We start from the raw sequence: 15579 nt of genomic DNA, 5'->3' as shown, positions 1-15579 counted from the left end.
TGCTTCCGTAGTCGGCAGGCTACGCAGTGGACAGTCAACTGCCCAGCAAGTTCCGGGACTTGAATCCGGCATACGTGGGCGTACCGGGGCACCGGAATGGCTGTATGTCGACAAGGTGATCTGTGCATTTGCGACGCCTTGAAATGGTGTGGCGTGCGTCACAACTCTGTCCATGAGCACGTGCCGCCCCGTCCGTTCAGCCGGGTCCACACCGCAGCGGACGGCCCGCCGTCCTCCATGTCCTCCAGAACCGCCGCTCCCAAAGGCACCGTCCGGGCAAATGCGGCAACCGCCGGATGCTCCGCGGCCATCGCCTGAAGATCCTTCAGCCGGTTCGACAACGTCACAGCCCCTGCCCCCGTCAGGACGAACAGGATCCGGGGAAACACCGGGTAGGAACGCTGCCACACAGGCCCGACCGGCCCCGCCAGCGAACGCCGCCCCGGAACAGGCGTGTACGCGTATAGCCGCGCGTAGTCGATCAGTTTGCGCGCCAGCCGCTCACTGCTGCTCGTCGCCCGGTCGATCTCCACCAGGCAGCGCAGCTTGGCCCGCCGCCCGTCAGCGCCCTGCAGCACGTAGTGCATCAGCGCGTCGGCGATGACCCGCCCGCTGTCACCGAGCGGGTGGGCCACCTCCGGAGTCCAGTCCAGATAGCCGTACTCGTCGCCCCGGCGCCGCGCGTCGCTCAAGAACGCCAGATGCGCACGCACAGCTGTCAGCGTGTGCGCGGTCTTCATGGAGGCAGCCGACTTCGATGTCACCGGATATGGCGGGCGCCCGCGCAGGTGCGGCCAGTCCCGCGACAGCCGCACTCCCTGGGCGGTCAGGAACCAGGCACGGGCACGGGTACCGGGCAGCGTCACGAAGTCGATCAGATCCTCGCGGTGCAGCCTCCTCAACGGGTTGGACACGGTCTGCCGGCTGGCATCGGGGCGCAGCAGCGCACCAAGCTGCGCGGTGGTGGCCATGCGGTGCTGGGCCAGGGCGCCGACGATCTGATGGGGAAGCGCTTCGTGGACGGGGGGCACGAAGGGCCCGTGCTGGGTGACGGAAGCGGTCACTGGTAGTCCTTCGGCTCGGAGAGGCTGGTCGGGGTGCTCATAGCGGAGACCGCGGCGAGGTCTGACAGCAGACCCCGCACACGGGCCAGCTGCTCGGATGCCTGCCGGTTGAGCTGCTGGACGGACTGGACCTGGGCGCGTCCGTCGGCTGCCGCCTCCAGCGCGGCAACCTTCTGGGGCCGGGACAGGTCGGCGAACACTTCGTCCAGGTGCGGGCCCTCGAGCAGCACCGGACCGATCCGCTGCCCGCGCACGGTGAAACTCGCGTAGTGATGGAACTGCGGCAGCCCGGCCACGTGGGACGGCTCCGGGTACCCGCCCCACTCATCGGTGATCGGCGACACGGCTGCCCTGGCGCCCCGGGTCGTGGACAGCGTGGAGGCGTTCTGCACCAAGGAGTGCTGGACCGCCTGCGGAAGCCGGCCCAGCAACTGCGTCATGCCATGCAGCTGCACCCGGAACTTACGGAAGTCCTCAAACATACTGGCCAGCGACCCGGACGCGGACCCCGCCAGCGTGATCATCTCGTCGAGATAGCCGCGGAACGGCACCCGGTCCCCCTCCGGGATGTCGACGCGAGAGCGTCCCGCCCGCAGCAAGTCCCGCGCGAGCAAGGCGACCAGAAGCCGGTCGGTGGGACCGCTGCCGGCAGTGCAGATCCACACCACCATCCGGTTGTCCATCGCCCAACGGATGTCGTACACGCCGCGGCCCTGCCCGAGAAACGCCCGGGTCACCGGATTCGCGGCCAGCCTGCCGAGCGGGTTGAGCAGGACCGCGAAAGCGTCCGGCGGCAGCGTCGGCGCCACCGTCTGCCACCACGCGAGCGACTCGCCATCCAGGTCCTCACCGACCGCCGCCAGCGCCTCAGCCCGAAAGGCAAGATCCGTCAGCAGCGCGCGGACGTGGAAGAGCGTGGCCTGGTCCTCGAAGCGCTGTTCCCGGCACGCGGCCGCGTTGACGGCGGTTAAAACGGTCAAGGCCTCGGTGAAGATGGCCAGAGCCCGGGGAGCGGACTGGTCGTCCCAGCCGAAAGCCGACGCGAACGCGTCCACCACGTCCTCGACGACCTCATGGCGGGCCCGGCTGTGGTGCATGCTGAGCGGATTCCACGAACTGACCCCACCGCCCTGCCCCCGCAGGTCGATCCGCGCGATCCGCTGCACCACGTCACCGGCGGCGAGATACGGGGCACCCCGCTTCCACGAATCATGGTGCGGGTCGATGAACAACAACCCCCCACCTGCGTGCGCGTACGCGATGGCCTGAGCCAGAGCCAGTTCCGTCTTCCCGCCCCCCGCCTTGCCCAGCGAGAGCGCGAACAAGGTCTCCTCGGCGTACGTGGCGACCAGACGACGCCGGCCATCGGGCCCGCAGTACCAGCCCTGCAGCAACAGCGACGCGTCACCGGCTGCGAACGTCGGGAGCTGGACGGGCAGCAGCGGCAGACGGCAGTGCGTCGTCGGCGGCTTCAACAGCCCCAGCAACTCGTTGATCCGGACCCAGTTCGTGCCAGGCGGCTGGCATTGACCGCTACGCCAACGCAAGTCGAAGCGCCTGCGGTGCGGCCAGCGGTCGGCGCCCAGCCGCCACGGACCGATCCGCAGCCCCCGCATCGCCCACCGGGCCGAACCACCGAAGACGTCGAATCCGGCCTGGATCCGCGACAGCCTGGCCTGCGCCCGGCCCTCCACATCCGAAGCGCACCGCACCAGGATCTGCACCCGCACCAGATGGTCGTCCTCGGCGAGCTTCCCCAGCACCTCTTCACGGTTGATGCGTTCCGGCGCCGGGGGCGCCAGCACCCGCCCCATTTCCCGGCCGCGCGCCCCGCCGCCGCGGGTCGTCAGATGCTCCAGCTCCCCCAGCACGGAATCGCCCCAGCGCAGAGCGTTGCGGTGCATCAACCGCCAGGTCCGGGCCGTCTCCCGCTGCTCGGCCTGGCGGGCGCGCTGCATCACCTGAAAACGCCGCGCGCGCAGCGCCCACTTCGGGGCGCGTTGCAGGTCGATACACACCTCTGCGAGATCACCGAGGTCCGCGCGGATGTCCGCGACCGCGTCGATCAGCGGCTGCAGCGGATCAGGGACCAGCGGCACCTCCCGCAACGCGGCCACCGGATTACCCCGCAGCGTGAACTCGGCCCGCACCTCATGCTCCCGAGGAACATCCCGCAGCGCCGCCCCCTTCACCGTTCGCACGTGTGGACCGAACGGCGTGGTCGACAGCAGACGTTCCGCGCCGGCCGGCCCCTCGACGCGGTAGACGACCGGGCGACTGCCGTCGGCAGACAGCCGGATGCGGACCGACTTGCTGCGCCGCGGCGCCCACCACGGCAGCGCCGTGCACGCCCGGATCAGTTCCACACCACGACGGAAGATCTCCTCGTGACTCGGGTCGAAGTACGGAGCCGGAATGAGGTCCAGCGCCATCCGCTCACGAGAGGCCTTGGCCGCCAGCCGGCGCGCCAGCCACTCACCTGCCACGCAGAGCGCGATCACGCCCAGCACCAGCCAGTACCAGTGGTCAGCCAGCCACCATGCCGCGTTGAAGGGCACGGAAATCCACCGAGACAGGTGCTGGGAGGCAAGAGGGGTCAGTGAAGTGACTGCGGTGTCCACACCGGATGTCCTTCCGTGGAGGTGAGGGTGAAGTACACGTCGGCGATGCGTCCTTGGGCGTAGCTGCCGCCGGCATCGGCAGCGGCCCACACCAGGTGCACCACGGCCTGACGGGCACTGCCGTCACGCCGGGCAACTGCCGCCTGGACCCGGACACGGCTGAACGAGGCCACAACCGGGTCCTGCCCGGCGCCGAACACCGTCGGCCAGCGGCCCCGGCCCACACCGGTTGCGTCGGCAGCAAGGACCGCCTTGGCATCGCGCACCAGAAAACGGGCCGTGGTCGGGGGAAGGTCCGCCGGCCAGGAGCGCTCCAGGTGGCGCTGCAGGGCGGCATCGACGCGGACCGTTTCGGGACTGGTTTTGGCAGCGTGCGGCGAGCTGGCCGGGGTGGCCGCCGGGTGGGTGCCGGCAGGCACGTCGGCCGTGACCGCCTGAGGTGGGGCCCCGCGCGGTGGCCGCTGCGGGTCTGCCTGCTGGTGTGCCGGAGACCGGACGGCGGGGGCCTCGCTGTCCGGGGTGAGTAGCCAGCAGCCGATGACCGCGCACAAGACGGCGCAGCCGAGCATCCACCACGGGCGCCGGTCGATGGTGTGCGATGTCATAACAGCCGCGCCCCTCCCGCATATCCGGGCATGGCATCAATCGGGTCGGTCCGGACGCTTGTGCCGGGGCGGGGTGCGTCGACCATCGTGCCGTTCCCGAGATAGATCCCGACGTGATAGATCACTCCGGAGCTGTCCGCGTAGAAGACAAGGTCACCGACCTTGAGGGCGCCGACACCCCGACGTGCCAGGATCCGCTGCCCGAATGCGGCCTGCGCGTCCGCGTTGTGAGGGAGCCGGATGCCGGCCTTGGCGAACGCGTACAGCGTCAGGCCCGAGCAGTCGAAGCCCCGCACCGTCGCCCCGGACTTGCCGCTGGGCGTGCAGCAGATACCCAAACTCGGCCCCTGCACGGTGCCGCCGCCCCAGGAGTAAGGGACGCCGCGCTGGGCGAGCGCCGCGTTCACGACGACGCTCACCGGGCCGGAAAGGCCTCCCGCGCCGGGCACTGCCGCAGACCGGTACCGGCTGATCCAGCCCAGCACCGTATCGGCGTAGGCGTCCGAGTGGTTGTACTGCAAGATCGCCGAGCGAAGCTGTCCGGAGTCGCTGAGGTTGCGTCCTCGCCCGCACAGGTAGACCGCCGCCCCCAGTGCCGCGTCGTCGGCGTTGTGCGGATCGCGGACACCGTCACCGTTGCCGTCACGCCCGGTTGTCTCCCAGGTGGAAGGCAGGAACTGGAAGGGCCCCACGGCCCGTTCACCGCCAGCCGTACCGTCCCACCTCCCGCGGTCGGTGTCGGGGAACAGCGTGGTGTTGCCGCCGGCCCCCGACCCGTTCAGCAGCGGCCCGTAGATCTTGGGCCGGATGTCCCCGTTGGCAGCGATGGACCGGCCTGCGGCGTGGTTCGACTCGACCTTGGCGATGCCAGCCAGCACGGGCCAGGACATCCCCCGGCACCTGGGGACCTGGTCACGGATGCTGCTGGAGGCCTTCTTGTAGGCCGTCAGCATGCGTGCGGGAATGTCAGCGGCACTGCCCGGCTCGTCACCTGTCCCGGCCACCCCGGCACTGTCGGCCGCCGCGACGGCACTGAGCGCGTCCATCGTGGAGATCAGCGGGATGGCGCAGCACCCGGCAACGACGAGGGGTAACAGCAGGGCGAGCAGCCACCGAAGACGCCGCCGGGGAGCACGTACCTGCCCGGTCACGGCCTGCGCCGCCATCCGTGCCGGTCCTGGCGGGCGGTGTGGCCCCACACCCGCAACTGCTGAGCCACGTCCTCGCGGTATTGCGAGGAGCGGGTACGCGCCGAACCGAGGGTGCGGGGCAGGCCCAGCGTGGCGCCGTAGGCGAGCCGGCCCGAGCGGTGCAGCATCCGGTAGCCGCGCAGCCGCACGAGCCGGTTGTGAGCCCGCGTCGACAGCAGCGTCCGATCGGTTGCCTGGTCGTGCAGGATGTCGCCGCGGTCCTGGTCCCAGATCTGGCCCTCCGCGTCGCGGTACCGGTCGGACGGCCCGCCTCGGTGAGGCATCCGCCCGGCGGACTGGCCGTTCGAACCGGCCCCTGCGGGCAGGCTGCCGGGCGGTGCATCGACGTCGGCGACGGGTTTGCGCAGCCGTTCCAGCTCGGCCTCCTCGGGCCGTCTGCCCACCACCAGTCCCCACGCACCGCGTGCTGCGAGACGGGCACCGCCGACGGCGAGGCCCAGGGGCGCAAGGCCGCGGGAGACCTCCGCGCCGGCGTCGCTGAGGATCCGCCCCGAGTTGAGGGGCATGCCCGTGCCGTCGGACAGCCCCGACACGGACTGCATGATCCGATGCCGGGTGCCCAGCCAGCTGCCGCCGGACATCGATCCGCCGGAGCCGAGGCCCGCCATATGCACGGCCAGGGCGGCGCCGAATTCTGAGGTGTCACCCGGGAGATGAGTTCCGCCCACCTTGGCGTACCGCATGCGGATCGCCAGGCGGTGTCCGAACGTGGTGACGGACCGCAGAAGCTGGCGATGGGCGGCCGCGCCGACGATGCCGAGGATGTCCAGGGCCAAAAGCCGCTCCGCCGGCAGTTGGGGCCCGTCGGTGAAGACGGCATCGATACCGATTCCGTAGAACGGCAGGAACATGCAGGTGACGAACATGAGAGCGATGCTCATGGCCAGCAGAGCCAGCCACTTCCAGACCGCCTGCCGGCTGGGCCCGGGAAGCATGGCCCACACCAGCGTCACTCCGCCCACCGCGGCGGCCGCCGCGTCGGCGGCCTGCGTTCCCAGCAGGACGACGGCAGCGGACAAAGGGATGGCGCAGATCAGCAGCGCCGCGATCAGCAGCATGAGCGCTCCGGACGCCCGCCATCCCGTGGGCTCGGCCGCATAGTCAGCGCACGCCTTGCCGACGGGCCCGGCCTTCTTCATGTCTTCGAGGAACGCAGCGAACTGGGCGTCCTCCGAGCCAAGGATGGGCGTGGCGCTGTCCAGCAACTGCCCGCCCGGCGTCAGCTCCGGCAGCTTTCGATCTTCCCAGGCTTGATCGCGGAACGAACGCTCGCAGTACGGCCTGGCCGGACCGCGGATCCGCGCGCACGCCTTCACCGCCTTCTCGTCCTTGGCAACCGGGCCGGGCTTGTAGCCGCCGATCACCCACTTGAGGTGCACCGCATAGGCCTGACGGTCGGACGCCTTCCCCGGGTCGAGGACGCGCCCGTACTCCAGCAGCATGTACCCCTTGACGATCAAGGCGTTGGTGATCGAATCCTGGATGGGGCGGGCCACCTCGGTCGACGACAGCGGCGTGTCGTCGTCGCGCTGAAGACACCGAAGTTCGGCGTTGCCCGCCAAGTCGTCGCACGGCCCACCCGAACTGATCTTGCCGCCCCAGTTGTGAGAATCGACGGTGGCCTGCGCGACCTGCGCTGCCGCCTGCTCACTTTGCGCGAGCGGCCCGCTCTCAGCGAGCAAGTAGTCGGGGCGCACAAACACGCTCGCGGCGAACGCGGCGATCACCAGCGTCAGCATGATCTCCCCGAGGCCCTTGCTGACCTTCCCCCGCACGAACAGCACCAGCCCGAAGGCGAACGCCCACGCAAGGAGGAGACCCTTGAGCCCCAGGGTGTCCACAACAGCGTGGTTGTAGGAATCCGCAGCCCTTTGCGCAGGATCGGCGAGCAGCTTGATCAGCGGAAACCGGAACGCGAACTCGATCGCCCAGCACGCGAGTCCGACCACCAGACGCACCAACGTGAACAGGCCGCTCATGATGAACGCGTACGCATTCGACTTCAGCGCGAAGACCGAGCCTCCCTGCGCCGACAGTTCGTAGCCGTCGATGGGTGCGCCCTCGGAACTGTCCACGTTCAGCGGAGACAGCAGCCCGTCCCCACCGTCCGCGGCGTAGGCGACTTGAGCGTTGACGAGAAGGAACACCCCGGCCACGACGACGGCGCAACCCGCCGTCCGCAGCGACCCGCGATCCAGCCTGCGCATCACTGACTACGCTCCCGTCCCCGGGCACGGCCAGCCCGCACCGACCGGGCCACCAACAACCCGGCCAGAGCGCCCGCCGTCCCGGTGAGCGTCCAGACCTGACCGGCCGTGAACGGCTCCGGCTGCTTCGCAGGCTGCACCTCGTCATCCGAGCGGACGCAGTAGTCGTGCGCAGGCCCAGCCACCCAGGCACACGGCTCCTGTTCCCGTGACGGCTGCAGCCAGGTCCCCGCAACGAGGCCGGCCACCAGCACGAACCCGCACACCACCCACACCCGCACACCCCGGCGCCACCTCACAGGGCACCCGCCGCATCCCGGCCGGACCCCGCACCGGCCGCTGGAGAAGCGTCTTCCGGCCGGTCCCCGGGTGTGGTCGTCACCCCGGCGGCCAGCCGCTGCACGCGGGGTATGAGGACCTTGACGCGGGAGGTGTTCATCCGGGGCGCGGTCAGCAGCATCTCGCCCTCCCGGCCCCGGTGTCCGACCGGGGAGAGCCCCGTTGTCACCAGACGCAGCATGTCCTCGTTGGCGGGCTGCCCCACGAACTCCAGCGCCCGCCGGGCACGCTCCCGGTCACTGGTGCGCCCGCACACGCGGTAGGCGAACAGCCCCCGGTCCTTGCCTAGTTCCAGAGCGTCCTGGGCGCCGGCGATGAGGCCGGCGAAGTGCTTGCGGCCGTCGTGCAGCACCTCACCGATCAAAGCTTCGCCCTCCGATGAGCTGGAGAGCCACCACAGCTCATCCATGGCGATGGCGCAGAACCGGGACACATCCTCAAAGGCCGTCTGCCGGGAGATCGCGGCAATCAGATAGAGCACCGCCCGGCCGATCAGGGCCTCCAGCGGCTGCTGCTTCAGCACCTCCGGATTGGCCAGCGCCTCCCGCGGAGGCAGGGTGAGGCCCGCGGTCGTGATGACGATCAAATCGGCCCGGGCGTCGTCGCCCAGCTGTACCGGCTCAAGGTCCGGATCGAAGACCATCGCGGCCAGCGGAGTGGACGCGACGATCCGCAGCAGATCCACGAGGGTGGCCGCGGCATCCTTGCGAGGGCCCTCCGCGGTGGCCGCCATCTCCTCCAGCTCGAGGATGACTTGCTGCATCGAGGGGCGGGAGCTCACGGCGGCCAGCTCCACCGCCCGGTGCAGCATCCCGCCGGCCACGGTCATCGGTCCGATGCCCAACTGCAGCGTGAGGTAGCTGAGCGCGTAGTGGGTGCCCTGCGCCCGCCCGGGGAACATCCGCAGCGGATCGATGGACAGCCCCGCGGCCGCCGCGTCGATGACCTGGCAGCGGCCCGGCGCCGCACTGCGTGCGAAGGTCGCCCACTCCCGCAGGGGGGTCCGGTCGATACAGATCGCCCGGCCCCCGCGGTCCACGACGGCCTGCGTCACCAGCTTCTGCATCACACTCTTGCCCGCGCCCGGGTCCGCTACGACGGCGAGCGACGCCGAAGCATCGGCCTTCGGCGCGTCAGCGACGTTCAACAGGACCGGCCGGGTGGTCCCGCAGTCCAGATCGACGCCCAAAAGCATCCCGTCCGGGTCACCGCACTCGCTCAAGGTCAGCGGCGCCAGCATCGCCCAGTCCTCCGACACCTGGTGCTGGACAAACTCACGCACCGCAGGCGGCCGCGGGGCGGCCGGAAGACCGAGCGTGAACAAGGCCTCCTGCATCCCGGCGGGGCGAACCGCCCGGTAGTCAGCCATCGCCAGCACCGAGGCCAGCGCCCGCGCCCGACCGTCACACACCGCAGGATCGGGCCCCCACACCGTCAGCGTCGTCACGGACTGGACCTCCACCTCGACACTTGTGCGAGCCAGCCGGGCATCCAGATCCCCCAGGTCACGGGCCGCACTGAGTAACGACGCCGGCATGCCGGTGGGCCGCGCCTCGTACTGGTCCGACTGGTCGACCAGCTCGGTCTTCTTGCGCTGCACCTGACGCCGCGCCTTGTCCGCGGAAACGATGGTCAGGTCGACGCAGAAGTCCACCGGGAACTCCAGCGACTCCAACTGCGCGAACAGATCGGCGGACTCCACACTCACCGCCGGAGGGCACTCTGCCAGCGCCAGATGCGCCTGGTAGCCGACTCCCTGCTCGGTCTCCACCTGCAGCCAGCGGCGCACCAGCGGCGAGCTGTCACCGCGCCGCCACCACGGGCCCCTCGCCCCCCAGCCACCGCGCGGACGGCGACCATCCTTCACCGCGTCCTCGTCCACCTGGTCCTGCGCCAGGGCCAGCTGCCCGTCCGTACCGCCCTCCAGCAACCGCACCTGACCGAGATCCGCGTAGCTGGGGGACTGCAGGAACTCGCCCCGCACCTGCCCGCCGTACAGGCTGCTGGCCGTGGCCTGAGACAGCAGCGGCTCATCGAGGCCCCGGCACAGCACGTGCTGCACCATCCACACGACTTCCGCAGGCGTCGCTGCCCGGAACGCCACCGACCCCGTCAGCTGGTGCTCGACCTGCTCCGCCCGTTGCTGGTAGGCGGACACGTCGCGGCGGGTCACCGCGGCAGGCTTCACCCCCAGCGAGGCGGACAGCTCGGCCCACAACGCGCCGACGGCCGCAGAAACCTGCATGCTGCCCCGCTCGGCGGCCAACGGGACGGCAAGCCACAACGTCCGGTGATGCATCTCCTGGTCGCCCAGAAGATCGAGCGCAGCATCCGCGACCTCCACCCACGGGTGCAGACCCGACGACGAGGCCGGAGCCGCCGACGCGGTCGCGCCCTTCAGCATCTTCAGGGCGACCTCACCGGCATCAACCTGCGCACACAACCCGTACAGGCGAGGCGAGCCGGCCAGCGCCAAGGACCGCACCAAGTGCGCAGCCTGCGCAATGAGTTCGTCTCGCACCTGCGCCGGCAGATAGGCGCCCTGCACCGACTCGGTGTGCAGGCCGTCCCCACCGGGGCCCGGATGCAGCCGGTACAGCGCCCACACCGTGCCGTGCGACGTCCACACCAGATGACCGGCGATGTGCCGGATCGGCACCCTCACAGTGATCCCCCCTCATGACGGGCCGCCGCCTGGACCAGCAGCCGCTCCACTGCCGTGCGGGCCGGCTGGCGCACCACGGTCACCGGCACCGGACGGCGGGCCACCCGCCGCGGCGCACGCACACGCCGCTCCTCACGGACGCGGGCGACCGTGCGGGCAGGACCGGGGACAGCAGGCTCGAGGACCTCGATGCCGAACCCGCCGTGCAGGGCGGTGGGGCGGGCGTCCCGGGCCGCCCGCCCGTTCAGCCGCCCCGGCGCGGGCTGCGCCGCCAAAGACAGCCATCCCACAGCCGCCGAAAACGGCGCCCGCCCGGCGATGCGCGGACTACGCACCAGCCAGATCGCTGCCACCCACGCGATGAGCGGGAGCGGCCCCATCCACAGCCACCACGAGGTCGTCGCTCCCAGCAGCACCGCGCCCACAGCCCCGACGACGATCTGCGCGGGCGTGTACGGGCCGAGCAGCAGCTTGAAGTCGCCGACCTTGCCCAGCACCCAGGGATGGCGACGAGCTCTCGTGTAGTACCGGCTCACCCGCTCCGTGTCCGCGACCGTTTTCACAGCGTGCTCCCGGAAGCCAGGGCCGGAACCACGCCGGGGTCAGACCAGGGCTGCACCACTGAGGCCGGCGCCGACTTCGGATGGTCGACCTCGTCCTGGACCATCCCCGCCAAGGTGTTGCGGGCCAGGTAGATGCCCAGCGCGATCACCATCAGCAGCAGCGCCCCGATCGCCGCCTTCAACGAGAACCGCTGCAGCGCGTACACGACCACGATCGTCAGCAGCACCACCGGAAGGCCCCGCGTCACCCAGTTCTGCAGCATGTCGATCCAGGAGTTCCCCAAGTCCCGCAGGGGCCCGGCCATCATCAGCGAGTGCGCTGTCTTCATCGGGCACCCCCCGTCGTCGAGCCAGCGCCGGAGTCCATGGACGCGATCTCCCACCGTCCATCACGCACGGCCAGCGTCATCGCGTACCTGAGCGGCCACCTCCCGCCGTCCTCGGTGCGAGCGGTGACCGACACCTCAAGGCGCACCCGCGTCCGGTCGGAGGGCACCTTCGCGGCTGCCGCAGCCTGATCCGCAGCCATGACCTCCTCCACCTCGACGAAGGTGAAGGCACCCGTCTCGAGCCCCCTCAGCGACGTTCCCGGCGCGAGATAACGCTCGACCTCCCCGGCCCCCGTCAGGTACGTCCGCAGGAACTCAGCCGCGGTCGACGCCAAAGGACCGGAAGGAACACTCACGCGGAAGTGAGAGCCCGAAGCCGTACCGGCTGCCGGACCGGCCACCACAGCCGGGGTACCAGCGACCGTGAACGTCCCGCCCCCAGCAGTGGAGTTGATCTCCACCGCGAGGTAGCGCACATCCGCGTTCGCGTACTGCGCAGCCACCGTCACCACCCAGGCGCGGCCGTGCTGCACGCTGCGCACCGCCCACACCCCCTCCAGGCGCAGTTGCACAGCGGCAGCCGGCTCGGGCAGCGCAACGTCCGGAGCCAGCACCCGTGCGCGGCGGGACTGCGCAGATTGCTCGTCTCGCGCATTGCTGCGCAGCCACGACGACACGAACAGCTCCGCGTAGCCGGACGGGTCTTGTGCCGGTTGCGCAGCCGCCTGCGGGACGGGCTTGGAAGCCGCCGCCGGTACCGCGGCTGAGGTGGGCATCAGTGCGATGGCGAGGGCGACCGGACCGCTGGCTACAGCCGCCCACACCCCCGCCCGGCCGATGCGGACGTTGCGGTGCATGCGACGCAGCGAAATGCCCGCCACCGACGACGGGCCCTGCCCCCCGCGTGGCTGGCTCGTTGATGCCATCTCGAACACTCCCAGGTCAGAACAGATTCGGTGCTGACCTGAGACAAGCGGTCGCCCCCCACCGAACTGCCGACCATCAAGCCCCGACCACGATCACGAACGCGGTACGAAGCACCGGTGGGGGTTTTGGTGGGGCCCCACCAAAACCCCCACCACTCCTCGCCCAGACGCAAGCGATCAGAGCCCTGAGAGAGTGAGTCGACCGCGATGGACGCCCTCGGATCCACCGGCTGCGCAACCAAGGCAACACCCGTAGACGGCCCACTGCGCAACTGCCGGATATGCGGTCGCCGTGTTGCGCACGGGTCGGCATCACGGCCCGCGCAACGGGTACGGTGCGCAATTCCGGTGCGTCTCGACTTCTCACTGCGCAACTCTCAGGCAGGCTGACGCGCGGCCAGTGCGCACGGCTGAGTCGCGCCGCCACGGGAGGGTCTTCCTGTCCACCACTGCTGCTGTCGCCGGATCGTGATGCGCATGTGGGTCTGGCAGGTGCCAGATCGGTGGGGCCTGCGGGCTGAGATCGCGACATGGACTTCGCCCACTCAGCAACCCAACTGAACGTCGCAGTACGGCACGTCCTCTGCGCAGGCCGGCTGCCGCCTGCCGCCCGGCGAGTCCCGGACCGTTGCGCCGGGGGTGCCTGATGAAAGGGTTCGGCGCCGGAATCAGGCGCGGTGCGATGGCGGGGGACCGGTTCACCCAGATCTCCAACGCGCTCTTTCGCGACCCGCGGATCTCCTTCAAGGCCAAAGGCCTGTTCGGGCTCATCTCCACCCACCAGGACGGCTGGCGGGTCACGGTAACGATGCTCGCGCGCAGCGGCACCGAGGGGACCACCGCGGTGTCCACCGGGCTGAAGGAGCTGGAACGCTTCGGCTACCTCACCCGGGAGCGAACACGCCGCGAGGACGGCACCCTCGCCGAGGCCGTTTACGCGATCACCGATATGCCCGCCCACCTCTCCGACCTCGTCGGCGAGACCGCATCCCCCACGCCGCCAACCCGGCAGAAAACCCGCAGGCCACCACCAGGATCGGGAAATCCACCACAGGACCATCCACCACTGGGCGGCAGTGCCCCTAAGAAGACCAGGAGCAAGAAGACCACCGAGCAGAACACCAGATCCGTCCGTCCCTCCGCCCCTAACGCGCGCGCGAGCACGCGCGAGGACACACCCAACCCCGCGCCCCGAGACGAACAGCCCAGCCGCAGCCAGCTCCCACCGGGCGTCGCCGTACTGCTGTCGATCGGAGCACGGCACTCTGCCTACCTCCTCACCGGCCCGACCCTCGCCGACCAGGGAGCGACAGTGACCCAGATGCTCGACGCGGGCTGGAGCCCCTCCCGAATCGAGCAGGTCATCGTCGGCCGGCCACTGCCCGACGACATCCACACCTCGGTGGGCGCCATCGTGAGCGCCCGGATCCGAGCCGCCGCAGCCCTCCCGCCACCATCAGCCTGGACAGCGACCGCGCCCACGCTCGGACAGCTGGACACCGACCAGGCATCCCACCAGCCGCGAACGGTCAGCCAAGCCCTCACCTTCAGAGCACTGACCGAGTGCGCCGGCTGCGGGCGGCCCGGCAGAGCCGACGGCCAAGACCTCTGCCCCGCCTGCCTCGACTGGCCCCTGTGCCGCACCTGCCCGGGCCCCACCCGCAGGCGCGCCCACCCCGACGGCGACGGGCGCTGCGCGACGTGCACCTCCACCTGACTGGCCAAGGAAGGACGACGCAGTGACGGACAGCCGCAAGATCACATCCGCATTCCCGGAGCACCGGCGCCCCTTCCTGCACGACCCGGGCCGGTGGGAGGTCGAACGCTCACGAGCCCTGCGCACGAGCGGCCACGTCCGCGACCACTCGCCCGACTACCGGCCCGCGCTGGTGCACGAGTCCTCACGATGGGGCTGGCTCGCCTGGCCCGTCCCCGCCGACGGCAGCCTTCCCGACCTCCCGCTGTACGTCGGGATCCTTACCCCCACGGCGACCCGCTGCCAGCGCCTGGCCCTGCGCTGGCTGACCCGCCACCCCGCCCACCGGATCGCGGTTGCGCCCTGCATCCCCGGATCTTTACGAGCCTGCACGGCCATCACCGCGCTCGCCTGCCTGGCCGCCTGCCTGTTCGCCTTGCGCCACGGCCTTCCCTGGGAAGTGGTGTGGCCGGCCATGCTGCTCGCACCGCTTCTGACCGAGTGCCTGCCCGCGCCACTGGACGCTCGAGCCAGGCAGCACGTCCGCACCGTCGACGGCGAGGCATCCGTCCGCTACCTGCACCGCCTCACCAGCATGCAGAGCTTCCTTGACCAGGCTGCCGACGGCAGCGACTGCTACGAGCTGCGGCGCTCGGCGCAGGTCGGGCAGCACATGCTGTGGGATGCCGCCAACCTCTTGCAGGAGCACGACACCCGCGTTGTCTCCGGGGCGCTCATTCTCCGCGAGCGACTGATGGTCCAGCTCGTCGACCAGGTGGCCGCGATCCGCGCCTGCCTGAGCGGGCCTCCTGCAACGGAGCACGATCGCGGTCGCGCGAAGAGCCCGCTCGGCCCCTACCTGCTCGGCAGCGGGCACGAACGCCGCAGACCCTCGACCGGCTCCAGCACCTGACCGGCGAGGTGGTCACCTGGCTCACCCATCCCGTGCCCGCCGCCCAGGCTGACTCAGGGCCTGGACGATGCCTCGGCTGCCCTCGCCCGGCAGTCTGAGCACCTCCCGGACCTCCTCGCCGCGAACAGGTGCCGATAGACCGTCACCTGGCGCTGAGGAATGCCACAGAGCGTCGCCTTATCCGCCATGGCGTGCTCCAGAGCCGAGCCACCTGTCTCAAGGCATGCGGCGAAGCTCGTCGGGACAAGCCCGAACCTGAATTTGAAGGCCCGGAGGCGGTGACCAAGCTGCGGCATGGTCCTCACCCTCGCACGTAGCGCGATCAGCGCGAAGTCAAAGAGACAGGTCCTAGCCGAGACGGTGCACCTGCCCGCAAGAGCATCCAGCCCACGGCCTTCGCACGCCGCTGAGCAACCGGGCCCCGGCCGGCCGGCCGCCGG

The 15579-nt window shown here is 70.4% G+C and carries 11 protein-coding genes; 2 read left to right on the top strand and 9 right to left on the bottom strand.

All coding sequences use genetic code 11. The annotated features are described in order from the left end of the window. Positions 1–158 precede the first annotated feature (158 nt). The 9 genes from ACICHK_RS00275 to ACICHK_RS00235 form a co-directional block, all read right to left on the bottom strand. Positions 159–1064 carry a replication-relaxation family protein gene (locus tag ACICHK_RS00275; RefSeq protein WP_406834847.1) on the bottom strand — a complete coding sequence of 302 codons (906 nt, stop codon included), beginning with the start codon at positions 1062–1064 and terminating at the stop codon, positions 159–161. Continuing rightward, entirely contained in the window at positions 1061–3685 is a 2625-nt protein-coding gene (locus ACICHK_RS00270) for an ATP/GTP-binding protein (protein ID WP_406834846.1), read from the bottom strand. The genes ACICHK_RS00275 and ACICHK_RS00270 overlap by 4 nt, the downstream gene beginning before the upstream one ends. After that, positions 3661–4104 carry a hypothetical protein gene (locus tag ACICHK_RS00265; protein WP_406834845.1) on the bottom strand — a complete coding sequence of 148 codons (444 nt, stop codon included), beginning with the start codon at positions 4102–4104 and terminating at the stop codon, positions 3661–3663. Before ACICHK_RS00265 ends, ACICHK_RS00270 begins: the two co-directional genes overlap by 25 nt. A gap of 182 nt (positions 4105–4286) precedes the next feature. Further along, positions 4287–5456, bottom strand: coding sequence for an NlpC/P60 family protein (locus tag ACICHK_RS00260; protein ID WP_406834844.1), 1170 nt, complete (start codon positions 5454–5456; stop codon positions 4287–4289). Next, positions 5438–7708, bottom strand: a complete 2271-nt coding sequence (locus ACICHK_RS00255) for a hypothetical protein (RefSeq protein ID WP_406834843.1) — start codon at positions 7706–7708, stop codon at positions 5438–5440. Before ACICHK_RS00255 ends, ACICHK_RS00260 begins: the two co-directional genes overlap by 19 nt. A gap of 295 nt (positions 7709–8003) precedes the next feature. Then, positions 8004–10712 (bottom strand): ATP-binding protein, encoded by a 2709-nt coding sequence (locus ACICHK_RS00250; protein WP_406834842.1) that lies wholly within the window; start codon positions 10710–10712, stop codon positions 8004–8006. Continuing rightward, positions 10709–11275: a hypothetical protein gene (locus tag ACICHK_RS00245; protein ID WP_406834841.1), complete on the bottom strand. Its 567-nt coding sequence runs from the start codon at positions 11273–11275 to the stop codon at positions 10709–10711. The genes ACICHK_RS00250 and ACICHK_RS00245 overlap by 4 nt, the downstream gene beginning before the upstream one ends. Beyond that, a complete protein-coding gene (locus ACICHK_RS00240; protein WP_406834840.1) occupies positions 11272–11604 on the bottom strand; it encodes a hypothetical protein in 333 nt (110 codons plus the stop codon). The genes ACICHK_RS00245 and ACICHK_RS00240 overlap by 4 nt, the downstream gene beginning before the upstream one ends. Next, complete coding sequence (locus ACICHK_RS00235; RefSeq protein ID WP_406834839.1) at positions 11601–12461, bottom strand: conjugal transfer protein; 861 nt, start codon at positions 12459–12461, stop codon at positions 11601–11603. Before ACICHK_RS00235 ends, ACICHK_RS00240 begins: the two co-directional genes overlap by 4 nt. A 715-nt stretch (positions 12462–13176) precedes the next feature. Between ACICHK_RS00235 and ACICHK_RS00230 the strand changes: the two genes are divergently transcribed. Beyond that, positions 13177–14247, top strand: coding sequence for a hypothetical protein (locus ACICHK_RS00230; protein ID WP_406834838.1), 1071 nt, complete (start codon positions 13177–13179; stop codon positions 14245–14247). Positions 14248–14269: 22 nt separating this feature from the next. Then, a complete protein-coding gene (locus tag ACICHK_RS00225; RefSeq protein ID WP_406834837.1) occupies positions 14270–15139 on the top strand; it encodes a hypothetical protein in 870 nt (289 codons plus the stop codon). Positions 15140–15579: the final 440 nt, after the last annotated feature.

It is taken from the genome of Streptomyces sp. AHU1 (assembly GCF_045343905.1).
In the GTDB taxonomy this organism is placed as follows: domain Bacteria; phylum Actinomycetota; class Actinomycetes; order Streptomycetales; family Streptomycetaceae; genus Streptomyces; species Streptomyces triticiradicis.
This window is presented reverse-complemented; position numbering and strand designations above follow the sequence as displayed.

Bases quoted from the DNA above. Each gene is read 5' to 3' on its own strand.
- ACICHK_RS00260 (WP_406834844.1), bottom strand. From the start codon at position 5,456: ATGGCGGCGCAGGCCGTGACCGGGCAGGTACGTGCTCCCCGGCGGCGT.
- ACICHK_RS00255 (WP_406834843.1), bottom strand. From the start codon at position 7,708: ATGCGCAGGCTGGATCGCGGGTCGCTGCGGACGGCGGGTTGCGCCGTC.
- ACICHK_RS00240 (WP_406834840.1), bottom strand. From the start codon at position 11,604: ATGAAGACAGCGCACTCGCTGATGATGGCCGGGCCCCTGCGGGACTTG.
- ACICHK_RS00235 (WP_406834839.1), bottom strand. From the start codon at position 12,461: ATGCACCGCAACGTCCGCATCGGCCGGGCGGGGGTGTGGGCGGCTGTA.
- ACICHK_RS00230 (WP_406834838.1), top strand. From the start codon at position 13,177: ATGAAAGGGTTCGGCGCCGGAATCAGGCGCGGTGCGATGGCGGGGGAC.